Here is a 24,218-nt window from a genome sequence, read left to right as displayed (position 1 = left end):
ATGGCCCTCTACGAGAAACGCCGTCGCCGCAACATCGTCGCCATGGGCCTGGCGGTCGCCGCCACCTTGTTCGGGCTCGCCTGGCTGGTGCTGATCCTCGGCGTGCTGCTGTGGGAAGGCTTCAGCGGCCTGTCGCTGGCGGTGTTTACGCAGATGACGCCTCCGCCGGGCGCGGCCGGCGGCCTCCTGAACCCGATCGTCGGCAGCCTGGTGATGACCGGCATCGCCGTCGCGATCGGCACGCCGCTCGGCATGCTCGCCGGCACCTACATGGCCGAATACGGCCGCTACGACAAACTCACGATGGTCGTGCGCTTCATCAACGACATCCTTTTGAGCGCGCCGTCGATCGTCATCGGCCTGTTCATCTATGAAGTGATGGTGGCGCAGATGGGCCACTTCTCCGGCTGGGCCGGCGCAGTGTCGCTCGCGGTGATCGTCGTACCGGTCGTCGTGCGCACGACCGAGGACATGCTCATCCTGGTGCCCGACACCTTGCGCGAGGCTGCCGCCTCGATCGGCCTGCCGCGCTCCTTGATGATCCGCAAGGTCGCCTACCGCGCCGCGCGCGCCGGCATGGTGACCGGCGTGCTGCTCGCGGTGGCGCGCATCTCCGGCGAGACGGCGCCGCTCTTGTTCACGTCGCTCAACAACCAGTTCTGGAGCGTCAACCTCAACGCGCCGGTGGCGAGCCTGCCGGTGGTCATCTACCAGTTCGCGCTGAGCCCCTATCACGATTGGCAAAAGCTCGCCTGGACCGGCGCGCTGATCATCACGCTCGCGGTGCTTGCGCTCAGCATCATCGCCCGCACCCTTTCCGCAGCGAGTAAATCGTCATGAGCATCGCCGACTACTCCAACGCCCTTCCCGGCAACCGGACGGCCAGGGCCGAAGGGCTCGCCGAGAAGATTTCGGTGCGCAATCTCGACTTCTTCTACGGCGATCACCGCGCGCTCAAGAGCGTGACGGTGCCGCTCTATCAGGGCCACGTGACCGCCTTCATCGGCCCGTCGGGCTGCGGCAAGTCCACGCTGCTGCGCGTGCTCAATCGCATGTACGATCTTTACCCGCACCAGCGCGCGACCGGCCTCGTCACCCTCGACGACGAAAACATCCTGTCGGCGTCGCAGGATCTCAACCTTCTGCGCGCCAAGGTCGGCATGGTGTTCCAGAAGCCGACGCCGTTTCCGATGACCATCTACGAGAACATCGCCTTCGGCATCCGGCTCTACGACAAGCTGTCGAAGTCCGAGGTCGACGACCGCGTGCGCGTGTCGCTCGAGCGCGCCGCGCTGTGGAACGAGGTCAAGGACAAGCTCAACGCCTCGGGACTGTCGCTGTCCGGCGGCCAGCAGCAGCGCCTGTGCATCGCCCGGACCGTGGCGGTGAAGCCAGAAGTCATCCTGTTCGACGAGCCGTGCTCGGCGCTCGACCCGATCTCCACCGCCAAGATCGAGGAGCTGATCTCCGAGCTCAAGGACGACTACACGATCGCCATCGTCACCCACAACATGCAGCAGGCGGCGCGCGTCTCCGACTTCACCGCCTTCATGTATCTCGGCGAGCTCATTGAATTCGGCGAGACGAGCACGATCTTTACCGCGCCGAACGACCGGCGCACCCACGACTACATCACCGGCCGCTTCGGCTAGGTGGAGGGCGAACGATGACCGAGCACCACACCGTCAAGGCTTTTGACTCCGACCTGCAGGAGCTTGCGCGCATGGTCGCCGAAATGGGCGGCCTCGCCGAGCGGCAGGTCGCCGACGCCGTCGATGCGCTCGCCCGCCGCGACACCGCGCTGGCGCAGCGCGTCACCGCCGCCGACGCGCAGATCGACGCTCTGCAGCGCGAGATCGAGGAGAAATCGGTGCTGACCATCGCCCGCCGCCAGCCGGTGGCGAGCGATCTGCGCGAGGTGGTCGGCGCGCTGCGGCTCGCCAACGATGTCGAGCGCATCGGCGATCTCGCCAAGAACATCGCCAAACGTGTCATCGCTCTCAACGGCGAATTCCCGCCGCCGAAGCTGATCCGCGGCGTCGAGCACATGACCGACCTGCTGCTCGGCCAGCTCAAGGCGGTGCTCAACGCCTACGCGCGTCGCAGCGTCGCCGAGGCGATGGCGGTGTGGCGTGGCGACGAGGAGATCGATGCGGTCTGCACGTCGGTGTTCCGCGAACTGCTCACCTACATGATGGAAGACCCGCGCAACATCACCTTCTGCATCCATCTGTTGTTCTGCGCCAAGAACATCGAGCGCATGGGCGACCATGCGACCAACATCGCCGAGACGGTGCACTACATCATCGAGGGCAAGCCGATCGCCGATCAGCGGCCGAAGGGCGACACCACCACGCTTGCTGCCTTGCGCAAGGCGGGCGAAGTCTGAAGGCCTGACGCATGAACGCGCGAATTCTGATCGTCGAGGACGAAGAGCCGCTGACCATGCTGCTCCGCTACAACCTTGAAGCCGAAGGCTACGAGGTCGACAGCGTGGCGCGTGGCGACGAGGCCGACACCCGGCTGAAGGAGAAGGCGCCCGACCTGGTGGTGCTCGACTGGATGCTGCCCGGCCTGTCCGGCATCGAATTGTGCCGCCGGCTGCGCGCGCGTCCCGAGACCAAGGGGCTGCCGATCATCATGCTCACAGCGCGTGGCGAGGAGAGCGAGAAGGTGCGCGGGCTGGCCACCGGCGCCGACGACTACATCGTCAAGCCGTTCTCCGTGCCGGAGCTGATCGCGCGCGTGCGCGCGCTGCTGCGCCGCGCCAATCCGGAGCGCGTGGCGAGCGTGCTGGCGATCGGCGACATCGAGCTCGATCGCGACAAGAAGCGCGTGACGCGCTCGGGCCGCGCCGTCGATCTCGGGCCGACCGAGTACCGGCTGCTCGAGTTCCTGATGGAGCGGCCGGGCCGCGTGTTCTCGCGCGAGCAGTTGCTTGACGGCGTGTGGGGCTCGGACATCTACATCGACGAGCGCACTGTCGACGTGCACATCGGCCGCCTGCGCAAGGCGATCAGCCGCGGCCACGAGGCGGACCCGATCCGCACCGTGCGCGGCGCCGGCTATTCGCTCGACGACCGCTTCGGCCGGGCGAATTGACTGTCCCGTCATCCTGAGGCGTCCGCGCGCAGCGCGGGCCTCCAAGGATCTGTGATCCTGCGATCAGCGCGGTTCTGACTCTGAGACCCTTCGAGGCGCGCTTCGCGCGCTCCTCAGCGTGACGGACACGGCCTCCCAAACAAAATGGCCGGGCATTGGCCCGGCCATCGAAGACGATCGCGGCGGCGCTCAGCCGCGGAACGGCCGCTTGTCGCGGCGGCGGTCGTGCGCCGGCTGGTAGGCAACGCGGCAGTGATACGAGCAGTACGGCAGCTCGTTGGCGGTGTCGCCGCCGCAGAAGAAGAAATCGCCAGCGCCCGGATCGCCGACCGGCCAGCGGCAGGTGTGCTCGTTGAGCTGCAGCAGCGTCTTGCGCTGCTCGACCGGGATCTCCAGCAGTTGGGGCTCCGGCTCGAGGTCGTAGTCATAGGCCAGCGCGGTGTTGCCGCGGATCGCCGGGCGCGACACCCGCAGCATGTGGCCCGAGGTGCGAGCCTTGCGCGGCCGGGGCGCGGCCGACGAGGGGCTCTTGGCCCGTCCGGACAGGCCGAGGCGGTGCACCTTGCCGATGACGGCATTGCGGGTGATGCCACCGAGCTCGGCGGCAATCTGGCTCGCCGACAGCCCATCCGACCAAAGCTTCTTCAGGAGTTCCACCCGTTCGTCGGTCCAGCTCATGGGTTTGCGGCCTCCCAGCCTCTCGCTTGAATCCATCCCCGTTCGCCGGGCGCCGTGTCTCGGCGCCTGAACGCTCACGCTCCAGGGATGAACAGAAATCTCGTCTCCCGGTACGACATGTCGTACCGCCTGAGCCAAAAGCTACACCAGTGCTTGACTCAGGCACAAGCTTTTGCCATCGCCAAAGCCCCAACTACCAACAGGTTTTCCTTTAGAATCGGCACTTGCGGCATAATTGAGTCGCTTGATTCGGTTCTTTGCCGCCGTTGACCGGACCGGGCGCGGCTCATAGAATGCCAAAAGTGCCGCCCGGCGAGGCGGCACATTTCTTTTCGGGGCCCGCGCGTGATCCCGAAAAGCGTGCTCCCGGAAGCGCTTAAGGCGTGAGCGGGGCGGCGACACCACCGCGCGCAGACGATAACGTTCGAGACAATGCCTGTAAGCCCGCACCTATTGCCGACCTATGCGCGTGTCGACCTTGCTTTCGAGCGGGGCGAAGGCGCCTGGCTCTATACGGCCAAGGGCGAGCGCTACCTCGATTTCGCCTCCGGCGTCGCCGTGAACGCCCTCGGCCATGCGCACCCGGTCCTGACCAAGGCCTTGACCGAGCAGGCGCACAAGCTCTGGCACGTGTCCAACCTCTACCGCATTCCTGGCGCCGAGACGCTCGCCGACCGGCTGTGCGCGGCGTCCTTCGCCGACGTGGCGTTCTTCTGCAATTCCGGCACCGAGGCGATCGAGGGCGCCATCAAGATGGCGCGCAAGTATCAGGCCGTCTCCGGCAAGCCCGAGCGCTACCGCATCGTCACCTTCGAGGGCGCCTTCCACGGCCGCACGCTGGCGGCGCTGTCGGCGACCGGCAACAAGAAGTATCTCGACGGCTTCGGGCCGCCGGTCGAGGGTTTCGACCAGGTCGCCTATGGCGATCTCGAGGCGGTGAAGAAGGCGATCGGCCCCGAGACCGGCGCCATCCTGATCGAGCCGGTGATGGGCGAGGGCGGTGTGCGCGTCGTGCCGCACGCTTTCCTGCGCGCGCTGCGCAAGCTCTGCGACGAGCGCGGCCTGCTCCTCATGTTCGATGAAGTGCAGAGCGGTGTCGGCCGCACCGGTGCGCTGTTCGCTTACGAGCACAGCGGCGTGACGCCAGACATCATGGCGCTGGCCAAGGCGCTCGGCGGCGGCTTCCCGGTCGGCGCCGTCCTCGGTACGGCCGAAGCGGCTAAGGGCATGACGGCCGGCACGCATGGTTCCACCTTCGGCGGCAATCCACTCGCCATGGCGGTGGCCAATGCCGTGCTCGACGTCATCAATACCAAGGACTTCCTGGCGCAGGTGAAGCAGACCGCGCTGCGCTTCAAGCAGAAGCTGGCCGAGTTGCAGGACCGGCATTCCTCGGTGATCGCCGAGGTGCGTGGCGAAGGCCTGCTGATGGGCCTGCGCATGGTGCCGCCGGCCTCGGCCATGGTCGATGAATTGCGCACCGAGAACATGCTGGTGCCCGCCGCCGGCGACAATGTCGTGCGCCTGCTGCCGCCGCTCATCATCGGCGAGGCGGAAATCGATTACGCCGTCAATGCGATCGACCGCGCCTGCGTGCGGCTTTCGCAGATGCATGCACCCAAGAAGGGGGCGGCATGATGCGCGAGGTCCGGCATTTCCTCGACCTGATCGACGTCTCCAAGGCCGATCTCCAGGCGATGATCGACAACAGCCGCGCCATGAAGGCGGCGCGGTCACGCGGGCATGACTCCAAGCCGCTCGCCGGCAAGACTTTGGCCATGATCTTCGACAAGCCGTCGACCCGCACGCGCGTGTCGTTCGACGTCGCCATGCGCCAGCTCGGCGGCGAGGCGATCATGCTCACGGCGCAGGAGATGCAGCTCGGCCGCGGCGAGACGCTCGCCGATACCGCGCGCGTGCTCTCGCGCTTCGTCGATGCCATCATGATCCGCATCCTCGACCACGAGGCGATTGCCGAGCTCGCGCAGCATGCCACCGTGCCGGTGATCAACGGACTGACGCGCCGCTCGCATCCCTGTCAGGTGATGGCCGACGTCATGACTTTCGAGGAGAAGAAGGGCCCGATCCGCGGCCGCACCGTCGCCTGGACCGGCGACGCCAACAACGTGCTCGCCTCGTGGATGCATGCGGCCGAGCGCTTCGACTTCCGTCTGCGCGTCGCTACGCCCGCCGAGCTCAAGCCGAAGAAGTGGCTCAAGGACTGGGTCAAGGCGTCCGGCGCCTCGGTCGAGATCGGCACCGATCCGGAGGCGGCGGTCAAGGACGCCGACTGCGTCGTCACCGACACCTGGGTGTCGATGGGCGATCGCGACGGCAAGCACCGCCACAACATCCTGAAGGGCTATCAGGTCAATTCCCGGCTGATGGCCAAGGCGAACCCGGACGCGCTGTTCATGCACTGCCTGCCGGCGCACCGCGGCGAGGAGGTCACCGACGAGGTGATGGACGGGCCGCAGTCGGTCGTGTTCGATGAGGCGGAGAACCGCCTGCACGCGCAGAAGGGTGTGCTCACCTGGTGCCTGCACGCCGAGGCGTGATGGCGTCGGGGCGCGCGGAACAGCCTCTCGAAAATCCGCGCTCGCGCGCTACATAAGACGCATGTCTGAACCTCGCACAGAAATCCCCTCGCGCGCGCCGTCGGCCCTTGCCGTCGACGACATCGTGCTGCCGTTCGAAGTTTCCTCGCTCGACCTGCGCGGGCGCGTCGTCCGTCTCGGGCCCGTGGTCGACGAGATCCTGGAGAAGCACGCCTATCCGCAACCGGTGGCGAAGCTGCTCGGCGAGGCCATCGTCCTCACCGTCATGCTCGGCTCGGCGCTGAAGATCGAGGGCCGCTTCATCCTGCAGACGCAGACGGACGGTCCGGTGCGCATGCTGGTGGTCGACTTCACCGCGCCCGGCAAGGTCCGCGCCTGCGCGCGCTACGACAAGGGCCGCGTCGCCGAGGCGATCACGGCGGGCAAGACCGACGCCGGCGCCATCCTGGGGCAGGGGCATCTGGCGATGACCATCGACCAGGGGCCCGACATGAGCCGTTACCAGGGTCTGGTGGCGCTCGATGGCGGCACGCTGGAGGACGCAGCGCACGAGTATTTCCTTCGCTCCGAGCAGATTCCGACGCGGGTGCGCCTCGCGGTCGCCGAGGAACTGCGGGCCGGCGAAGGCGGCGCCAGCCATCGCTGGCGGGCCGGCGGCATCATGCTGCAGTTCCTGCCGAAGTCACCGGAGCGCGCGCGCGTCGCCGATCTTCATCCGGGCGACGCCCCGGAAGGGGTCGAGCCGCACGTCGTCGAGGAGGACGACGCCTGGGTCGAGGGGCAGGCGCTGGTCTCGACGGTGGAGGACCTCGAACTGATCGATCCGTCGCTGTCGAGCGAGCGGCTGGTCTACCGGCTCTTCCATGAGCCGGGGGTCCGCGTCTTCCAGCCCGGCGACGTCCGTGCCGAATGCTCCTGCTCGCGCGAGACTGTGGAGTCGATGCTCAAGAACTTCTCGCAGGACGACCGCGACCACATGGTCGAGGACGGCAAGATCTCCGTCACCTGCGAATTCTGCAGCGCGAACTACCAGTTTGCTCCCGGCGACGTGGGCGCCGGCGAAGAGTAACCAAGAGCAGCTTTATCGCGGGGAGGAGACGGCCCCGCAATGCAGGCGCGGTATGCCGGTGCTATGGTCGCGCGCGATGCGCGCGATTCTCCTCCTCCTGATCCTTCTCGTCCCGCTGCCGGCGCTGGCGCAAAGCTGCCCGGCGCCGCTTGCCGGCGCCCGCAAGCTCGTGCTCGTCACGGCGCTCGACATGGCCAGCGCGAATGCCACCCTGCAGCGCTTCAACCGCCCCACGCCGCAGGCGCCCTGGAAGGCGGACGGCGGCCCGGTCGCGGCGCTGGTCGGTCATAACGGCATGGGCTGGGCGCACGCCTTCCGCGCTTATGCGAAGGACCGGGAGCCGATCAAGGTCGACGGCGACAAGAAGGCGCCGGCGGGCTTCTATCGGATCGGCCGTCCGTTCGGCTTCCAGCCCTCGCGGCTACGCGACTATCTGCGCCTCGCCGAAGGCACGGTCTGCGTCGACGATCCGCACGCGCGCGCCTACAACACCATCACCAGCCGCGCCAAGGTCGGCAATCGCGTGCACGGCGAGAACATGTCGCGCGTGCCGGACTACGCGCACGGGCTCGTCGTCGACTACCCGACCGATGCAAAGGCTCGCGCCGGCTCGTGCATCTTTATCCACGCCTGGCTGCCGGGAAAGACCGGCACCGCCGGTTGCGTTGCGGTGCGCACGCCGGCCGTCCTGAAACTGCAGGATTTCGCGCAGGGAGGGGCGGTGCTGGCCGTTCTACCCAAGCAGGCGCTCGACCGGTTCAAGGAATGCCTGCCGCAGGCGGCTAATTGATCGTCCGTTCGGCGTAGGAAGAGTCGAGCGAGAAGGCGGGGACATCGATATCGAAATGCTCGCCCTTGTCGGTGATCATGCCGTAACTGCCCACCATGAAGCCGGACGGCGTCGGCAACGGCACACCGCTCGTATATTCGTAGGATTCGCCCGGCTTGAGCACCGGTTCTTCGCCGACGACGCCGGGGCCGCGCACCTCCTGCAACTTGCCGGTGGCGTCGGTGATGCGCCAATGCCGCGTTTTGAGCTGCACCGTCTCGCCGCCGAGGTTGGCGATGTCAATGGTATAGGCCCAGAAGAAATAATTGTTCGCCGGCGACGAGCGCTCGGAGAGGAAGCGCGGCGTCACGGTGACTTCGATCTTGCGGGTTACGGCCCGATACATTCAAAAATCCGTCAACTAAGAGTCCGCCAAACATATGCCGCGGATTCGTGTTGTTCCGGGGCAGTCGGCGGGGATTATGGCCTCAATGCCGCAGGAAAGAAAAGCCGTTCATGGCGCCCGTAACCTCCGAACGCGATCTGCGGCTCGATCTGTTCCGGGGCATCGCGCTCTGGCTGATCTTCCTCGACCATATCCCGTCGAACGCGGTGAGCTGGATCACCATCCGCAATTACGGATTTTCCGACGCGACGGAAATCTTCGTCTTCATTTCCGGTTATACCGCGGCATTCGTTTACGGCCGCGCCATGCGGCAGCACGGCTTTATCGTCGCCGCGGCCCGCATCCTCAGGCGCGCCTGGCAGATCTACGTGGCGCATGTGTTCCTGTTTGCGATCTACCTCGCCGAGATCGCCTACGTCGCGCATTCCTTCAGCAATCCGCTGTTCACCGAGGAGATGGGCGTCCTCGATTTCCTGCGCAATCCCGACGTCACCATCATCCAGGCGCTGCTTTTGAAGTTCAAGCCGGTCAACATGGACGTGCTGCCGCTCTATATCATGCTGCTGGTCGGGTTTGCGCCGGCGCTGTGGCTGCTGTTGCGCGCGCCGTCGCTGGCGCTGATCGCCTCGGCCGCCCTCTATGTGCTCATGGACATCTTCGGTTGGAATATCGCTGCCTATCCGAGCGGCGTGTGGCTGTTCAACCCGTTCGCCTGGCAACTGCTGTTCGTGTTCGGCGCCTGGTGCGCGCTCGGCGGTGCCAAGCGGCTGGCGTGGTTCATCAGTTCGCGGGTGACGTTGGCGCTCGCCGTCGCCTATCTCGGCTTCGCCTTCTTCGTCGCGATGACGTGGTATTTCCCGCGGCTTGCGCCGTATCTGCCGCGCATCATCGGCGATAACATCTATCCGATCGACAAGACCAATCTCGACGTCCTGCGCATCCTGCATTTCTTCGCGCTGGCGGTGATCACCGTCAATTTCGTGCCGCGCGACTGGCCGGCCCTGCGCACGCCGTGGGCCGAACCCGCGATCATTTGCGGCCAGCATTCGCTCGCCATCTTCTGCCTCGGCGTGTTCCTGGCGTTCGCCGGCCACTTCGTGTTCACCGAAGTCTCCAACCGGCTGCTGACGCACGTCATCGTCAGCGTGTCCGGCATCGCCATCATGGTTGCCACGGCGGCCCTGCTGACATGGTATAGGAATGTCGAGAGGGGGCCGCGACCGCCGGCGGCAAAGCCGGGGTTTGCTGGGGGCGACGCATGAGGACGCGTTCAGCGGTTCTGCTGGCATTCGTTGTGTTGGCGGGATCGGCGAAGGCCGAGATGCCGCAGGAGTGCCTGGTGGCGCGGCCTTTGCTCGAGGAGAGCAACCATCTGCCCAAGGCGGCGGCGGCCATCGCCGCCAAGCGCCTCACCGTATTGGTGCTGGGCGCCGGCTCCTCGTCGCTGCCGGGTCCCGCCGGTGCCGAGATGGCGTATCCCGCCCGCCTGAAGGCCGCGCTGCAGGCCGCGCTGCCGGGGGTCGCCGTGACGCTGGCCACCGATGTCACGGCCCGGCGCACCGCGGTTCAGATGGCGGACTTGCTGGCCGGCGATGTGAAGCGAGCCAGGCCGGATCTGATTGTCTGGCAGACGGGCACGGTCGACGCCATGCAGGGCGTCGATCCCGACCTGTTCAATCAGGCCCTCGACCGCGGCATCGCCGCTGCCAAGGCTGGCGGCGCCGACATGATCTTGATCAACGCCCAGTATTCTCCCCGCACGGAGTCGATGATTGCACTGAGCACCTACGTGGAAGTCATGCGCTGGGTTGCAGTGCAACATGAAATTCCGATGCTCGATCGCTTTGCGATTATGAAATTGTGGAGCGATCTGGGAACCTTCGACCTGTATTCTGCCACCAAGGCGCTTGACACGGCCGGGCAGGTACACAATTGCATAGGGCAACTTCTATCCGCGCTCATCGTGGACGCGGTCAAACCTGAAGAACCGCCGAAAGGCGGGCAATGACGCAGGACCCCGACGGGGGGCACCGGGGGCCGGTCCTGCGATGAGCAAGCGCCGGGGCCGGGGAGTATCTCGTTTGCAGGCACTTTCTTTCGTTCGTCGCGGCGTGACACCACTGGCGCTCGCCGCCACCTTCGCTTTGCCGCTCGCGGCCCGCGCGGCCGAACCGACGTGCCAGACGGCTCAGGAACTGGCGCGCTTCAGCAATCCGCTGCATCACCTTGCGCAGAAGCTGACCGGTCGCGACTCCGTCACGATCGTGGCCATCGGCTCGTCCTCGACGCAGGGCGCCGGCGCGAGTTCGCCGGCGGCGAATTATCCGAGCCGCTTGCGCGCCGAATTGCAGAAGCTTTATCCGCACAACAAGATCGTCGTGATCAACCAGGGCATCGGCGGCGAGGAAGTCCCCGACATGCTGAAGCGCTTCGACGACGCGGTCGTCAAGGCGAAGCCCGATCTCGTGCTCTGGCAGCTCGGCACCAATTCGGTCGTGCGCGGCCACATGAGCAGCGAGCAGGGCGCGCTGATCCGCGCCGGCCTGAAGAAGATCCGCTCGACCGGCGCCGACGTCGTGCTGATCGATCCGCAGTTCGCGCCCAAGGTGATCGCCAAGCCGGAATCCGAGCGCATGGTCGAACTGATCTCGGTCACGGCGAAGCAGGAGAACGTCGATCTCTTCCGCCGCTACGACGTGATGAAGCGGTGGCACGACGTCGATCATCTGCGCTTCGAGGCGTTCGTGTCGCCCGATGGCCTGCACATGAACGACTGGAGCTACGCCTGCATGGCCAAAGGGCTCGGGCAGGCGATCGCCGAAGCCGCGCAGCGACCGGTGGTGTCGGCCACGGTGTCCGCGCGCGCGAAGGCGCAGTAGCATTGTTCTTTACCTCCCTCTGAAAGGGGGAGGTCGCTCGCCAGGCAAAAGCGCGGTTACGCGGGTCTTCGACGCACGACGCGAGCGGGTGGGGCATTGCCATTTTTCCAATTCGGAAAAGTGGACCGCCATCCCGACCCTTCCCCTTTCAGGGGGAAGGAGAAGAAGCCCTCACACCTTCTCGAGCGCGCCGGTGAGATCGTCGAGCAGATCGTCGACATGCTCGAGGCCCACAGACAGCCGCACCAGCCCGTCGCCGATGCCGAGCTCGGCGCGCTGCTCCGGCGTCAGCCGCTGGTGCGTCGTCGTCGTCGGATGCGTGATCAGGCTCTTGGCGTCGCCGAGATTGTTGGTGATGCCGATCAGCGACAGGCCGTTGAGGAAGCGGAACGCGCCGGCTTTGCCGCCCTTGATCTCGAAGGCGATCAGGGTCGAGGCGCCGGTCATCTGCTTGGCGACGATCGCCGCCTGCGGATGGTCCTTGCGGCCCGGATAAACGAGCCGCGTGAGCTTGTCGTGGCCGGCGAGCTTGTTCGCGATAATGCCCGCAGTCTCGGTCTCGCGCGCGACGCGCACCGACAGGGTCTCGAGCCCCTTCAACAGCACCCAGGCATTGAACGGCGACAGCGACGGCCCGGTCTGGCGCAACAGCTGATGATAATTGTCGACGATGATCTTCTCCGTCGCCAGGATGCAGCCGCCGAGCACGCGGCCCTGGCCGTCGATGTGTTTGGTCGCCGAATAGACGACGACGTCGGCCCCTAACTTGAGCGGGCTCTGGTAGAGCGGCGTCGCGAACACGTTGTCGACGACGAGCTTGGCGCCGGCGCCGTGCGCGATCTCGGCGACCGCCGCGATGTCGTAGACCTGCAAGGTCGGATTGGTCGGCGTCTCCATGAAGAACACTTTGGTGTTCTTGGTCACCGCCTTCTTCCACTGATCGAGATCGTCGCCGTCGACGAGCGTCGACGTGACGCCGAAGCGCCCCAGCCAGTCCTCGATCACCCAGCGGCACGAGCCGAACAAGGCCTTCGCCGCCACGACGTGATCGCCCATGCGCACGAGGCCCATCAGCGCGGTGGTCACCGCCGCCATGCCGGTCGAGGTCGAGCGCGCGGCCTCGGCGCCTTCGAGCGCGGCCATGCGCTGCTCGAACATGCTCATGGTCGGATTCGAGTAGCGCGAATAGACGTAGCCGGGGACCTTGCCGGAGAAACGCGCCTCGCATTCCTCGGCGCTCGGGTAGATGTAGCCCTGCGTCAGGAACAGCGCCTCGGACATCTCGCCGAATTGCGAGCGTAGCGTGCCGGCGTGGACCAGGCGGGTTTCGGGGCGGTAATCTTTCTTCGCGGACATGCGGGCCTCCCTGCGAGCCTGCACGGTCGAAGGGCCCGCGCAGGCAACAAAAAACCGGCCGGAGAAAAGTCTCGGCCGGGCTGCTTACGCGTCCCCGGCCTTTTAGCGAGTTGTTTTACGTGGCTGCAAGCCGGCCGGCTCAAATGACCACGGGATAAGCGAGGTTGTAGCGGGGGCGGGCGCTTCCCGTCAAGGCAGGCCTCGGGTTAGATCGGGACCGATCGCCGCAGGACGAGGACACTGGGTGGCACTCACTTTCGCCAACGAGCACAAGGGCATTCTGCCCGACCGCATGATCGCCATGCTGGCCGCGGACGGCGCCATCGTGCAGGCGCGGCCGTTTGCCGCTGACCAAATTCAGCCGGCGAGCCTCGACCTGCGGCTCGGCGCCGTTGCCTACAGGGTTCGCGCGAGCTTCCTGCCCGGCCGCACCTCAGTGGCGCAGCGCATCGCCGACCTCAAGCTGCATGAATTCTCGCTCGCCGACGGCGCCGTCTTGGAGACCGGCTGCGTCTACATCGTACCGCTGCTGGAAAGCCTGGCGCTGCCGAAGGATATTTCCGCCGCCGCCAATCCGAAGAGCTCGACCGGCCGGCTTGACGTCTTCACCCGCGTGATCGCCGATCAGACGCGCGGCTTCGACCGCGTCGAGCCTGGTTATCGCGGGCCGCTCTATGCCGAGATTTCGCCGCGCACCTTTCCGGTGCTGGTGCGCGAGGGCTCGCGGTTGTCGCAGATCCGCTTTCGCCATGGCCACGCGCAACTGACCGCCGACGAACTGCGCGACCTGCACGCGCGCGAGCGGCTCGTCGACGACGCGGCAGCCGACGTCAGCGAGGGCGTGACCTTCAGCGTCGATCTCTCCGGCAGCCTGTTGTCGCCGGCCGCCGGCGTCGACGGCGTTGTCGGCTATCGCGCCAAGCGTCACACCGGTTTGATTGATGTCGAGCGGCGCGCCGGCTACACGGTGCTCGACTTCTGGGAGCCGATCACCGCGCGGCCGGACAACAGCCTCATCCTCGATCCGAACGAATTTTATATTCTCGCCTCCAAGGAAGCGGTGCAGGTGCCGCCCGGCTACGCCGCCGAGATGGTGCCGTTCGACCCGCTGGTCGGCGAATTCCGCGTGCACTATGCCGGCTTCTTCGACCCCGGGTTCGGCTATGCCGGCGCCGGCGGCACCGGCTCGCGCGCGGTGCTCGAAGTGCGCTCGCGCGAGGTGCCGTTCATCCTCGAGCACGGGCAGATCGTCGGCCGCCTCGTCTACGAGAAGATGCTGGCGAAACCCGACACGCTTTACGGCACCGGCATCGGCTCGAACTATCAGGCGCAGAGCCTGAAGCTGTCGAAGCATTTCAAGGCTTAGGCCGTCGACCCGCTTGCGGCGCGGGGGCGCGATTGGCTATGGTCGCCGCCGACGCGGGCGTAGTTCAATGGTAGAACGGCAGCTTCCCAAGCTGCATACGAGGGTTCGATTCCCTTCGCCCGCTCCAAGCCCATGTCCGCTGAGAATCACACTCCCGCTTCGAGCAGACGACAGCGCTGAAAGAGGGGCTTCATGACATCGCCTAGGGTCCTGGGTCCGCGTGATGGCCATCTCGCAGTTTTAGGAGGTCTTGGCGCGCGACTTATCATTGAAGGAGAAGACGCTGGCAAGCATTTCGCGCTTGTAGAACATCCGATGCAGCCGCGAGCCTTGGCCGCTCCCATGCACCGGCACCATCGTGAGGACGAATATAGCTTCATCCTTGAGGGCAGTATCGGGGCGTTGCTCGGAGATACAGTGGTTATCGGCAATCCTGGAGACTTAATCTTCAAGCCGCGCGAACAGTGGCACACGTTCTGGAACGCGGGTGACACGCCCGCCCGAATATTGGAAATCATATCACCGGCTGGGTTCGAGAATTATTTCCGCGAGGCAGGAGCGGAGTTGAGCTGCGGCCATCCTGACCCGCAACGGCTCGCGGCGATCCGCTTACGCTACGCCCTCGACGTGGACATGAGCAGCGTTCCCGAGCTTATCCAACGCTTCGGGCTACACTTTCCGAGGGCCTGAATTGGCTTTTCTCAGCGGCCGTTGCGGCCTGCGGCGCGCCCGAAGTGCGGTCCTGACCCGCCTTGGACTTGCGCCGCGACCAACAGGACGGCCGCTGTTTGTCAGAAACAAATTTAGTCTACCGCGCATCCTTGCCGTAATTTGCGTTAGGTCAAAATGACTGGCCAAGCGCTAGCGTAAAAAAGCCGAGCAACGAATCCAATATGGCAGTCGTTCTCCATGCATCTGGCGCACCAGGCATTGACGGCCGATGACAAGATCGGAACGATGTTGCCGTGCAATGTGATTGTGCAGGACCTCGGCGGCGGAAAAATCGAAGTCGCGGCCATCGACTCAGCGACATCCATGGAGCAAGTCGGGAATCCGGCGCTCGAAATTATCGCCAAATCCGTCACCGGCAAACTTCAGCGCGTTATCGTCGCGATCTGATAATCGCAGGAAGCACAACGCACTCACAGTCTACGCATGTCTGCAAGGCCGGGCGGCTTGCTTGGGAACGCAATTGATTTGCACCGAACGGACAGCGAAAAGGAGGTTGTTGTGAAAGGCTTTGTGCAGGATATCGAGGATCTTGCTGTCAAGAATAACGATTTTCGCCGGGTGCTCTACACGGCAAAGCACTGCCAACTTGTCCTCATGGCGCTAAAGCCGAAGGAGGAAATCGGGGCCGAAGTCCATAAGCTCGATCAGTTCTTTCGCGTTGAAGAAGGAACCGGCGAGGCGGTTCTCGATGGCGTTCGGACGGCGATCAAAGCGGGCTTCGCGGTCGTCGTTCCAGCCGGCGCCAAGCACAACATCATCAATACCGGCAGTGCCCCGTTGAAGCTTTATACGCTGTATTCTCCGCCGAATCATCGAGACGGCGTCGTCCACCATACCCGCGCCGATGCGGAGGCCGATAACGAACACTTCGACGGCCAAACGACGGAATAAATTGCCCGCTGGGTACTGGCTGATCCCTGTTGTATAAGCTTGAACTGGGTTCGATGCAGAAGCGCGACAAGGCGCTATTCAGCATCGGCGTGGCTAGACAGGATATCGGTTTTGCCGAGCGAACGGGATAAATCCAAGGAGCAGAAAGCGGCCGAATCCGAAGTCGAGAGCTTCCGGAAGGACCTTGGGCCGTTCGTCGTCGCTGCTGAAACGACGCGTATGGCGATGGTGTTCACCGACGCCAAGGAACCCAATCACCCGCTCATTTTTGCCAATGACAGCTTTTTGTCTCTGGCTGGTTATAGCCGGACGGAAATAGTCGGCCAGAGTTTCGACGTTCTGCTCGGGCGCCCCGCCGAACCCGCGGTGCTGGCGCAGATTGAAGGCGCTTTCGCCGGCAGTTCCGAAGGAGATTTTGAGATTTGTTTTCGCCGCAAGGATGGCAGCAAGTTCTGGGCGGCCGTTTTCATCAGCCCGGTTCGCGACAAGGGCGGTGACGTTGTCCAGCATTTCGCCTCGTTCGTAGATGTGACCAAGCACATACAGGAGGAAGAGCACCTCCTGTTTCTGCTGGCTGAACTGAATCACCGCACTCAGAACACGCTCGCCACCGTGCAAGCGATTGCCGTGCAGACCTTGCGCGGCGCGGCGGACAAGGAAGTGGTTGAGGCCTTCGAGGGTCGAATACTGGCATTGTCAAAGGCCCACAGCCTGCTGGGAAGCAAGCAGTGGCAGGCTGTGGGTCTGCGCGAAATCATCGATCGGATTTTGCAGCCGTTTGGCCTCAACGACCGACGAATTGCCCATTTTTCGATTAGGGGCGACGACGTTCGCCTGCAACCAAAAGCGGCCTTGACCCTCGCCATGGTATTCCACGAACTGGCGACCAATGCCGCAAAATACGGCGCGCTCTCGAACGACGCCGCCGGAAAGATCGACATCGCTTGGCAGGTTGATCCGACGCCACAAGGTGGCCGGATGAGATTGCGATGGCAGGAAAGCGGTGGCCCGCCGGTGAAGCCGCCCAGGCGAAAGGGCTTCGGGTCGCGCCTGATCGAGGGCGGGCTGGCGCGGGACCTCGATGGCGAAGTTCACCTTGACTACAAGCCCGCCGGCTTAGTTTGCCAGATCACCATGCCAGTCCCCCGGTCGGCGGTTGGATGAGCCATGAATAGCCCCTTGTCAGGCCGCAGAGTCTTCGTCGTCGAGGACGAGATGATCGTGGCGTGGCTTCTTGAAGACATGCTCGCCGAATTAGGCTGTGTGGTCATTGGTCCCGTCGCCAAAGTCAATCAGGCGCTGGCGATGGTCGAGGCTAACGCCATCGACGTGGCGGTCCTTGATGTCAATCTCAACGGAGAAACGAGCTACCCAATCGCCGATGCGCTTATCGCGCGCGGCGTACCGTTAGTTTTTGTGACCGGCTATGACAAAGACAGAATGCTAAACGGCTACCAAGGCTTTCCGGTGTTGCAGAAGCCGTTTCACCGCGCGGAATTAAGCGCCACCCTGGCAAGACTGCTGACGCCAAAGGAGCCTACCGACGAGCCGGCACCGGCGGAAGGGCGATAAAAATCTACAATGCCCACGACGGCGAGAACTGCCGGGCTTTGATGTTGATCCAGGCAAGCCACGAGAACGGCCGCGGTCTTGCTTTGCAGGCCTGTCAATTTCCTTGAAGCGAAGCACTGCCTCGGGCGGGCGATTGCTGGTGCTGGCGTCTCCGGATGCGCTTTTGGGGAAATGACCTCCCTCTATGTGGTGCCGCAGCGCCGACCACCGCCTCAGCCCGATCCTAATCCGCAGCGCGCCTTTAGTCGGCTTCTGGCCCGTCCCGACCTAAGCTGACGCAGCAAGCGAAGTTCGCTATGCGGAGTAGAGCCGCTCCTCGTGCGAGACGTGCCCACGGCTGTGGACGAGCCATCGGGAGCGGACGGTGCGCCATCAGGAACTTGTCTTGAATAGTCGTTGCGTGAAACGGAAAGGCGACGATGTCCGAGAGGCTTGCTCGCAAATATCAGCGACCAGACTTTCAAATCTTGACAAGCGGATGCCGGATATCGGACGCGGCGTTCCGCGATCAGGCCGCGGACGCGGCCTCTTCCGTTTTAGCCGGGGGCTGATTTTCCACTGACCGCGCCGCCGGTTCGACGGTAATGTTGAAGTGGCGGAGAAAGAGCGGCGCGATGCGTGTCAGCTCTTCGTCACAGTCGGGCTTGGGCGCCCTTCCATAATTGACGGCTGCGATCGTCCAATTCGCATGGCCGCCGGTCGCCTCGGCGACAGGCGCGATGACGACGCCTGCCGCGTCGACGCAGCGACCGGCCTTGCGCAGGTAGGCGAGCAGCTTCTTTTCCAGCTCCGCCTTCTTCACGACCATGCGGTCGCTGACCATCTTCTTCGCCATGATGAGCATCCGTGGAGGATGCAATCCTAGCCTGCCCGAGGCGCCGAGGCGGCGGAGCGGGATACCGCAGGCGGCCGTTTCGTTAAACTGGGACAATAAAGCGTTTAGCGGTGACGCATTGCGTCGGGGACGACAGCACCGGCATCGGCGGCGCGTCAGCGCAAATTGCGCGTCAGGCGGTTGTGGATGGCGGTGGCGGCGATGGCCGCGTGTCCCACGGCGACGCTGAGCTGGTGCAGGTCGGTAACCACGTCGCCGGCGCCGAAAAGGCCGTCGACACTGGTGCGCTGGTGCTCGTCGACGCGGAGATTGCCGATGCCGTTGCAGGCGGCGCCGAGCGCCGTCGCAAGATCGGAGCGGACGTCGCAACCCATCGCCGGATAAAGAACGTCGAGCACGTGCGCGCCGCCACCGGCCACGCCGACGCTCACGGAGCCGGCCGAGGGCGTCACCCGCTGCGGCACGCCGGCGACGGTAATTCCCGCGTCATCGAGCGCCTGCGCCAGTTCGTTGTGCTTGCGCCCGTCGGTCGGAAACAGCCACACGTCGCGCGAATAGGTGCGCAGGAAGAGCGCCTTGTGTCCGGCCGTATCGAACGGACCGAGGACGCCGATGCGCTTGTCGCTCGCCTCGTAACCGTCGCAGATGGGGCAGAAGCGAATGGCGCCATGTGCGATCCCTTCATGCAGGCCTTCGATCGCCGGCTTCTTGTCGATGAGGCCGGTGGCGACGAGCACGGTGCGGGCGCGCAGGCTCTTGCCGCCAGCGTCGGCCGTGAACACGTCGCCGTCGCGGGCCAGCACCGTCACCGTGGCCTTCTCCAGTCCGGCACCGTAGAGCCGCACCTGCTCGCGCAGCTTCTCGAGCAGCGCCGGTCCGGCGATCCCTTTGAAGCCCGGATAATTGTGGCTCTCCGGGATGAGCGCGGCGCGGCTTTCGCCGGCGTCGACCACCAGCACGTCGCGCCGGTAACGGGCGAGGTAGATCGCCGCCGTCAAACCGGCCGGTCCGCCGCCGATGATGAGACAATCCAGCATGGTGAGTCAGGCGGCCGCTGCCGCGACCTCCGTGATCTCCACCCGCGGCATCAGATCGCGCACGTCGTCCGCCGTGCACAATTCGGTGCCGGGGCTCATGACCGCGGCCGAAGCGGCGGCCACTGCGACCCGAAATGCCCGGTCGAGCGCCTCGCCCTTGGCCAGGGCCGCGACGAGGCCGCCGAGAAAGCTGTCGCCGGCGCCGACGGCGCTGACCACTTCGATGCGCATCGGCTTTGCGCGCAGCGCGCGCTCCTCGCTCACCAGCAATGAGCCCTGCTCGCCCAGCGTCAGCGCCACGAGCTTGGTGCGTCCCGACTTGATCAGCGCGCGGCAGGCCGCGACGCAATCGGATTCCGTTTCGAGCTGCCGGCCGACGAATTCGCTCAATTCGTTCTGGTTCGGCTTGATCAGCGTGACGCCTTCCGCGAGCGCGGCGGCCAGCGACCGGCCCGACGTATCGATCACCATGCGCGCGCCGAGCGCGCGGGCGCGGCGCGTCATCTCGGCGTAGATGTCCTCGGGCACGCCCGGGGGCACGCTGCCGCTCGCCACCACGATGCGCGGCTTGTCCGCAAGCGAGGTCAATTTGTCGAGCACCGCCTCCCATTCGGGTCGGTGCAGCGGCGAGCCCGGCAGCACGAAGCGGAATTGCTGGCCGGTCTCCTCTTCATAGGCGGTGAAGTTCTCGCGCGTCTCGACATGCGACGGGGTGACGATGCTGTCGATGCCCTCGCGCTCGATCAGGCGATGCAGCAGTTGGCCGATGGCGCCGCCAGTCGGATAGATCGCGGCGACGTCGCCGCCGAGCCGGTGCACGACGCGCGCGACGTTGATGCCGCCGCCGCCCGGATCGCGCTTCGGCGCCGAGCAGCGCAGCTTCGCGGTCGGCTCGACGCGCGGCACGTTGACGAAAATGTCCACGGCCGGGTTGATCGTGAGCGTGACGATATCGGGCACGTTTCGTCTTTCGCTTCGCCTGATTTCCCCACAAAAACGGAGGGAATCGGAAAGAGAGTAATATTTTGTCGCAGAGGCGCCAATCGCGGTTTCAATCTTTCGCGAAAGTCATTTCCAGCAATCAAGCTGTGCGCACTCCAACGCTGCGGAACCATGACCGTTCCGCCGAAATGTGGTTACATCGGGGCCGGCCCTGTCGGCCACTCGGAGCATGCATGATCGATCCGCTTTACGCGCTGTCCGGATTTTTCGTCGGACTCCTCGTCGGCATGACGGGCGTCGGCGGCGGATCGCTGATGACGCCGCTGCTTATCCTGCTGTTCGGCGTGCATCCGGCTACGGCGGTCGGCACCGACCTGCTTTACGCGGCTGCGACCAAGACCGGCGGCAGTCTGGTGCACGGTCTGGCGCGCTCGATCGACTGGCGCGTGGTGCGGCGGCTCGCCACCGGCAGCATCCCGGCGACGATCCTGACGATGGCGGTGCTGTCGCGTTTCGATCTCGACAGCAGCGCCGCGCGCGGCCTCATCACCTTCGCACTCAGCGGCGCATTGTTCGTGACGGCTTTGGCGCTGGTGTTCGGCGGCACGCTGATCGGGCTGTACCGCGCGCGCGTGCAGCAGCTCGCGCCGGCGCGCACCGCCGCCAGCACGGTGGCGGTCGGGGCGGTGCTGGGGGTTCTGGTGTCGATCTCGTCGGTCGGCGCCGGCGCCATCGGCGTCGTTGCGCTGGTGCTGCTCTATCCGCACCTGCCGATGTCGCGCATCGTCGGCTCCGACATTGCGCATGCGGTGCCGCTGACGCTCATCGCCGGCGGCGGCCACTGGCTGATGGGTTCGGTTGACTGGCACATCATCGGTTCGCTGCTCGCCGGCTCGCTGCCCGGCATTTTCCTCGGCAGCTACTTTGCGGTGCGCATCCCCGAGCGGGCGCTCAAGCTGGTGCTCGCCGCGGTGCTGTTCGTGGTCGCCGGGCGCCTCGCCTACGAACACGCGACCTCGGCGTCGTCGGTGTTCACCGCCTTCAGCCGCCGCGCGGTGCCCTGAGCGAGCGGCCTCGCTCAGTCGGCATATTCCTTTTCGGCGAAGCCGATCAGTCGTTCGTACTCGCGGCGAATCGACCAGTAGCACTCGCATGCGCGCATCTCGAGGCCGGCGCGATCGGTCACGGTGACGTGGCCGCGCCGGTACTCGATCAATCCCATTTCGCTCAGCTGGCCGGCCGCGATCGTCACACTCGAGCGCCGCACGCCGAGCATCATGCTCAGGACCTCGTGCGTCAAAAGGAAATCGTCGTGCGGCATGCGGTCGTGCGCCATCAGCAGCCAGCGCGCGCAGCGCTGTTCGACGTCGTGAAAGCGGTTGCAGGCGACGAGCTGGGAGGTCTGCGTGTAGAGGGCGAAGGCGAAGCGACTCAGGACGCGATGCAGCGATTGGCTGCGCTCCAGGGCGCCGAGGAAGGCGCGCGCCGGCAGACGCAGCGCGTGCCCGGGCACCTGCATTTGCACGCCGGTCGGTGCGTGTTCGCTCTCCAGCAGGAGCGGCAGGCCGACAAAGCCTTCATTGCCCGTGGTGCCGACCTCGGCCGACGCGCCGTTTTCCATCGTCTTGGCGAGCGACGCCACGCCGCTCATCGGGAAGAAGACATGTTGAACCGGACGTCCCGCTTCACACAGCGGCGCGAGATAGTCGAGGCGGACTTCCTGCAAATGTGGGCGCAGCAGGCCGAGATCGTCCGCCGACAGACGATCGAGCAGATGATTGCGTTGCGGCACGGGCATTTTCGACACGATCGGCGCTCCGCGCAGTTTCAATGCAAATGTCGCGCACGCTGACGGACCTGGATGCGCGACCTTTCATGGAGAACCCGCCCGTTCGAATTCAGGTTCCGGCGACGGTTCCCTTGTGCGGTATTGATGCACCCTGACCGGGGTAAGCGAGTGACATGTCTGCATTTACTTGCGTCACATATTTGTGTCGCGGTGCTGCAAGGAGATGCGCTGCGTGGACCGCCGTTTTGAATCAGGCGATTGATGTCGGGTTGCGGCACGGCTTGCTGCCCGCAAGCAGGAGCGGAGATAGCAACGCTGTGCCGCCAAGCGTCAGCGCGACGCGATCGCCAGGGCGATATGAATTTAGCGGAACGGTGCAGGGGCCGCGTGCGCAGGTGGCAACGCGGCGCTGGCAGTTTGAGGCGCGATGAATTTGGAAATCGGGTTGGGCACGTTCCACAAGGCCGCCCAGATCATCAGGTCGAGCACAGCGAGCACCACGATGGTCGCGCCGAGGAACCAGCCGGTCACATCGACCGCATCCAGCCTGCGCTTGTGTCTGATTGACGCCATGGTGCCGTCGCCCTTCGTTTGGAGGGCAACGCCAGCCCGCGGGCGCCGTTCCGGCACGGTTTGCTGCGTCCGTCGTCAGGCCAGCCAGGTTGTTCGCGGCGTCGGCATGAGCCACCCGCGTTTCGCGCATGACTAACGGGGATTTACCCGCTGCATCGGATCGGTTTAACGCGACCGGCAGAATTTTCGGTCAATTTGAAACGAAATTGATCCTGGATGATTTCGATGTTTCCTGCCCGACCCGCCGATTTCCGCCGACGCGCCGTCTATCCGCGCGGCTCCATCGCGTGTCACGCCTGCGGAACCGCGATCCACGTCTACCGGCTGGCGACTCTGCCGGATGAAGTTTCGCTGCGTTGTCCCGCTTGCGGCGCGCGCGACTTCTACAGTTCGCGGGTGCTGACGGTCGAGCAGTTGCCCGAGCGCCGGCGCAAGCCGCGCGGCTGACCTACTTGGCGGCGGAGGCGATGCGGCTGGGCATCTTGCGATGCGGCGCCGGAGAATGTCGCCGCGCCGCCAGATTGAGCGTCGTGTGCCCGTGGTGGCGTGCGGCCTCGCGCACGGCGTGGGCGCCTCCGGCATGCGCGAGCTTGGACTGCGCGACCTTGGACTGCGCGGCCTTGGCGTTCGCGTCTCTGGCGTTCGCGAGCCGGGCCTCGCGGCGCGGCGCCGGTTCCGGCACCGGAATCCGATCGGGGCCGTTATAAGCGAGCAGGCCTGCTTCCTGCTGGCACGGCGCGCGTTCAGGGAGCTTGACGGCGGGCGTGCCGGCGCTGGCGGTCTTCCAGCCTTCGGCCGGCCGGCCGGTGATGGTTTTCACGTAGCCCTGGGTTTCCTTCGGCAGGCTGCTCTTGCGGGCCAGCCAGTCATGGATCCGCTTCGGTCCGGCATTGTAGGCGGCAGCCGCGAGGCCGAAATTGCCGAATTGCTCGAACAGATTGCGCAGCAGTCGCGCCGAGGCGGGGATCGCTTCCAGGGGATCGAACGGATTGTCGAGGCCGACGGCATCCGCCGTCTCTGGCATGAATTGCGCGATGCCCTGCGCGCCGGTGCGGCTCACTGCGCCGGGCTTGAAACGGCTTTCCTGGAACAGCAGGCGGATGAAGAACGGCACCGGCAGGCCGTTGCGCTGCGCCGCCTCGGCCAACGTGTCGCAAACCTCGCGCGTGGACCGGTGCACCACCGGCTTCGGCGGGGCCGGCGGCGGCGAGGGCAGGTCGCGCGGCTCGAGCAATTTGGATGTGCCGGTCTCGGGCGGGATGTCGATCGGTGCATCGGCAACCGGCGTCAGCGACGGCGCAACGCCGGCGAGCGGCACGGGGCTGAAGGCATCGGCGGGCGGCGCCAGCCGGTCCGCAGCTTTTTGCTCCCGCAGCGTCTTGCTCCGTACCGAGATGGCGTTGCCGGCCGGAACCGCGGCGACGGCGAAAGTATCGTCGAGGCGGCTGCTGAAAGCTTTCTGATCGAAGCCCAGCGAACCGGGCATGACGGCAAGGCAAATGAAGGTACTGGCAATCAGAGGCCGCATTCACGAATCCTCGACGCGCCGCGGACACGCTGCGGCGTGGGGGTGACCTTCGCGCCGTGAAACACACGGCGTGGCGAACAAACAATGGAACGGGAGGAATGCCCCGGCGTTATGTCGGGTTGTGCTGGGCAAACGC

Annotated in this window: 28 protein-coding genes, 1 tRNA gene and 1 riboswitch; of the genes, 20 read left to right on the top strand and 9 right to left on the bottom strand. The window is 65.2% G+C overall.

What is annotated here, in order from left to right:
* The 4 genes from pstA to phoB are packed head-to-tail and all read left to right on the top strand — an operon-like array spanning position 1 to position 3,102.
* Entirely contained in the window at positions 1-840 is an 840-nt protein-coding gene (gene pstA / locus VGV41_RS05975) for a phosphate ABC transporter permease PstA (protein WP_326862808.1), read from the top strand.
* Entirely contained in the window at positions 837-1,652 is an 816-nt protein-coding gene (pstB, locus tag VGV41_RS05970; protein ID WP_326862807.1) for a phosphate ABC transporter ATP-binding protein PstB, read from the top strand. Before pstA ends, pstB begins: the two co-directional genes overlap by 4 nt.
* A gap of 14 nt (positions 1,653-1,666) precedes the next feature.
* Entirely contained in the window at positions 1,667-2,389 is a 723-nt protein-coding gene (gene phoU, locus VGV41_RS05965) for a phosphate signaling complex protein PhoU (protein WP_326862806.1), read from the top strand.
* Between the two features lie 11 nt (positions 2,390-2,400).
* Positions 2,401-3,102 (top strand): phosphate regulon transcriptional regulator PhoB, encoded by a 702-nt coding sequence (phoB, locus tag VGV41_RS05960; protein ID WP_326862805.1) that lies wholly within the window; start codon positions 2,401-2,403, stop codon positions 3,100-3,102.
* A 189-nt stretch (positions 3,103-3,291) separates the two neighbouring features.
* Here the strand turns inward: phoB and VGV41_RS05955 are convergent, their stop codons facing one another.
* On the bottom strand, positions 3,292-3,780 hold the full coding sequence (locus VGV41_RS05955; RefSeq protein ID WP_326862804.1) for a GcrA family cell cycle regulator: 489 nt from the start codon (positions 3,778-3,780) through the stop codon (positions 3,292-3,294).
* A 432-nt stretch (positions 3,781-4,212) separates the two neighbouring features.
* Here VGV41_RS05955 and VGV41_RS05950 point away from each other — a divergent pair, with 432 nt between their 5' ends.
* The 4 genes from VGV41_RS05950 to VGV41_RS05935 all read left to right on the top strand — a co-directional run bounded on the left by VGV41_RS05950 (position 4,213) and on the right by VGV41_RS05935 (position 8,197).
* A complete protein-coding gene (locus tag VGV41_RS05950) occupies positions 4,213-5,418 on the top strand; it encodes an aspartate aminotransferase family protein (RefSeq protein WP_326862803.1) in 1,206 nt (401 codons plus the stop codon).
* Positions 5,415-6,338, top strand: a complete 924-nt coding sequence (gene argF / locus VGV41_RS05945) for an ornithine carbamoyltransferase (RefSeq protein ID WP_326862802.1) — start codon at positions 5,415-5,417, stop codon at positions 6,336-6,338. Before VGV41_RS05950 ends, argF begins: the two co-directional genes overlap by 4 nt.
* 61 nt (positions 6,339-6,399) lie before the next feature.
* Entirely contained in the window at positions 6,400-7,407 is a 1,008-nt protein-coding gene (locus VGV41_RS05940; protein ID WP_326862801.1) for an Hsp33 family molecular chaperone, read from the top strand.
* A 76-nt stretch (positions 7,408-7,483) separates the two neighbouring features.
* The gene (locus VGV41_RS05935; protein WP_326862800.1) at positions 7,484-8,197 is read left to right on the top strand and encodes a hypothetical protein; all 714 of its coding nucleotides are present in this window, start codon (positions 7,484-7,486) and stop codon (positions 8,195-8,197) included.
* Here the strand turns inward: VGV41_RS05935 and apaG are convergent.
* Positions 8,190-8,582, bottom strand: coding sequence for a Co2+/Mg2+ efflux protein ApaG (gene apaG, locus VGV41_RS05930; RefSeq protein ID WP_326862799.1), 393 nt, complete (start codon positions 8,580-8,582; stop codon positions 8,190-8,192). The two genes, VGV41_RS05935 and apaG, sit on opposite strands and share 8 nt — an antisense overlap.
* Positions 8,583-8,629: 47 nt before the next feature.
* Here apaG and VGV41_RS05925 point away from each other — a divergent pair, with 47 nt between their 5' ends.
* From VGV41_RS05925 to VGV41_RS05915, 3 genes are all read left to right on the top strand, one after another.
* The gene (locus VGV41_RS05925; RefSeq protein WP_414705063.1) at positions 8,630-9,844 is read left to right on the top strand and encodes an OpgC domain-containing protein; all 1,215 of its coding nucleotides are present in this window, start codon (positions 8,630-8,632) and stop codon (positions 9,842-9,844) included.
* Complete coding sequence (locus VGV41_RS05920; protein ID WP_326862797.1) at positions 9,841-10,590, top strand: SGNH/GDSL hydrolase family protein; 750 nt, start codon at positions 9,841-9,843, stop codon at positions 10,588-10,590. Before VGV41_RS05925 ends, VGV41_RS05920 begins: the two co-directional genes overlap by 4 nt.
* Before the next feature lie 73 nt (positions 10,591-10,663).
* Entirely contained in the window at positions 10,664-11,461 is a 798-nt protein-coding gene (locus VGV41_RS05915; protein WP_326862796.1) for an SGNH/GDSL hydrolase family protein, read from the top strand.
* 171 nt (positions 11,462-11,632) lie between these two features.
* Here the strand turns inward: VGV41_RS05915 and VGV41_RS05910 are convergent, their stop codons facing one another.
* Positions 11,633-12,817, bottom strand: a complete 1,185-nt coding sequence (locus VGV41_RS05910) for an O-succinylhomoserine sulfhydrylase (RefSeq protein WP_326862795.1) — start codon at positions 12,815-12,817, stop codon at positions 11,633-11,635.
* Between the two features lie 82 nt (positions 12,818-12,899).
* Positions 12,900-12,978: riboswitch (SAM riboswitch) on the bottom strand.
* Between the two features lie 83 nt (positions 12,979-13,061).
* Between VGV41_RS05910 and VGV41_RS05905 the strand changes: the two genes are divergently transcribed.
* From VGV41_RS05905 to VGV41_RS05875, 7 genes are all read left to right on the top strand, one after another.
* Positions 13,062-14,183: a 2'-deoxycytidine 5'-triphosphate deaminase gene (locus tag VGV41_RS05905; RefSeq protein ID WP_326862794.1), complete on the top strand. Its 1,122-nt coding sequence runs from the start codon at positions 13,062-13,064 to the stop codon at positions 14,181-14,183.
* Between the two features lie 53 nt (positions 14,184-14,236).
* Positions 14,237-14,310, top strand: a tRNA-Gly gene (locus tag VGV41_RS05900).
* Positions 14,311-14,375: 65 nt separating this feature from the next.
* Positions 14,376-14,873 carry a cupin domain-containing protein gene (locus VGV41_RS05895; RefSeq protein WP_326862793.1) on the top strand — a complete coding sequence of 166 codons (498 nt, stop codon included), beginning with the start codon at positions 14,376-14,378 and terminating at the stop codon, positions 14,871-14,873.
* 219 nt (positions 14,874-15,092) lie between these two features.
* Complete coding sequence (locus VGV41_RS05890; RefSeq protein ID WP_326862792.1) at positions 15,093-15,302, top strand: DUF302 domain-containing protein; 210 nt, start codon at positions 15,093-15,095, stop codon at positions 15,300-15,302.
* 111 nt (positions 15,303-15,413) lie between these two features.
* Positions 15,414-15,806, top strand: coding sequence for a cupin domain-containing protein (locus VGV41_RS05885; protein WP_326862791.1), 393 nt, complete (start codon positions 15,414-15,416; stop codon positions 15,804-15,806).
* 111 nt (positions 15,807-15,917) lie between these two features.
* The gene (locus VGV41_RS05880) at positions 15,918-16,970 is read left to right on the top strand and encodes an HWE histidine kinase domain-containing protein (protein WP_326862790.1); all 1,053 of its coding nucleotides are present in this window, start codon (positions 15,918-15,920) and stop codon (positions 16,968-16,970) included.
* Between the two features lie 3 nt (positions 16,971-16,973).
* Positions 16,974-17,378, top strand: coding sequence for a response regulator (locus VGV41_RS05875; RefSeq protein ID WP_326862789.1), 405 nt, complete (start codon positions 16,974-16,976; stop codon positions 17,376-17,378).
* A gap of 508 nt (positions 17,379-17,886) precedes the next feature.
* Here VGV41_RS05875 and VGV41_RS05870 read toward each other — a convergent pair.
* The 3 genes from VGV41_RS05870 to VGV41_RS05860 all read right to left on the bottom strand — a co-directional run bounded on the left by VGV41_RS05870 (position 17,887) and on the right by VGV41_RS05860 (position 20,210).
* Positions 17,887-18,213, bottom strand: coding sequence for a hypothetical protein (locus VGV41_RS05870; protein WP_326862788.1), 327 nt, complete (start codon positions 18,211-18,213; stop codon positions 17,887-17,889).
* Between the two features lie 155 nt (positions 18,214-18,368).
* Positions 18,369-19,250, bottom strand: a complete 882-nt coding sequence (locus VGV41_RS05865) for an NAD(P)/FAD-dependent oxidoreductase (RefSeq protein ID WP_326862787.1) — start codon at positions 19,248-19,250, stop codon at positions 18,369-18,371.
* 6 nt (positions 19,251-19,256) lie between these two features.
* Positions 19,257-20,210 (bottom strand): 1-phosphofructokinase family hexose kinase, encoded by a 954-nt coding sequence (locus tag VGV41_RS05860; RefSeq protein WP_326862786.1) that lies wholly within the window; start codon positions 20,208-20,210, stop codon positions 19,257-19,259.
* A gap of 215 nt (positions 20,211-20,425) precedes the next feature.
* On the opposite strand from VGV41_RS05860, the gene VGV41_RS05855 reads away from it, so the two are divergent.
* Positions 20,426-21,256, top strand: coding sequence for a sulfite exporter TauE/SafE family protein (locus VGV41_RS05855; protein ID WP_326862784.1), 831 nt, complete (start codon positions 20,426-20,428; stop codon positions 21,254-21,256).
* 14 nt (positions 21,257-21,270) lie between these two features.
* On the opposite strand, the gene VGV41_RS05850 is transcribed toward VGV41_RS05855, so the two are convergent.
* Positions 21,271-21,990 (bottom strand): Crp/Fnr family transcriptional regulator, encoded by a 720-nt coding sequence (locus tag VGV41_RS05850; protein ID WP_326862899.1) that lies wholly within the window; start codon positions 21,988-21,990, stop codon positions 21,271-21,273.
* Positions 21,991-22,344: 354 nt separating this feature from the next.
* Positions 22,345-22,554 carry a hypothetical protein gene (locus VGV41_RS05845; RefSeq protein WP_326862782.1) on the bottom strand — a complete coding sequence of 70 codons (210 nt, stop codon included), beginning with the start codon at positions 22,552-22,554 and terminating at the stop codon, positions 22,345-22,347.
* A gap of 225 nt (positions 22,555-22,779) precedes the next feature.
* Here VGV41_RS05845 and VGV41_RS05840 point away from each other — a divergent pair, with 225 nt between their 5' ends.
* Positions 22,780-23,001 (top strand): hypothetical protein, encoded by a 222-nt coding sequence (locus tag VGV41_RS05840; RefSeq protein WP_326862781.1) that lies wholly within the window; start codon positions 22,780-22,782, stop codon positions 22,999-23,001.
* Between the two features lies 1 nt (position 23,002).
* Here the strand turns inward: VGV41_RS05840 and VGV41_RS05835 are convergent, their stop codons facing one another.
* A complete protein-coding gene (locus VGV41_RS05835) occupies positions 23,003-24,082 on the bottom strand; it encodes a lytic transglycosylase domain-containing protein (RefSeq protein ID WP_326862779.1) in 1,080 nt (359 codons plus the stop codon).
* Positions 24,083-24,218: the final 136 nt, after the last annotated feature.

The sequence above is a fragment of the Pseudolabrys sp. genome, from assembly GCF_035943735.1.
GTDB lineage: Bacteria > Pseudomonadota > Alphaproteobacteria > Rhizobiales > Xanthobacteraceae > Pseudolabrys.
The sequence above is the reverse complement of the archived record's forward strand: the minus strand, read 5'-3'. Positions and strand labels throughout refer to the sequence as shown.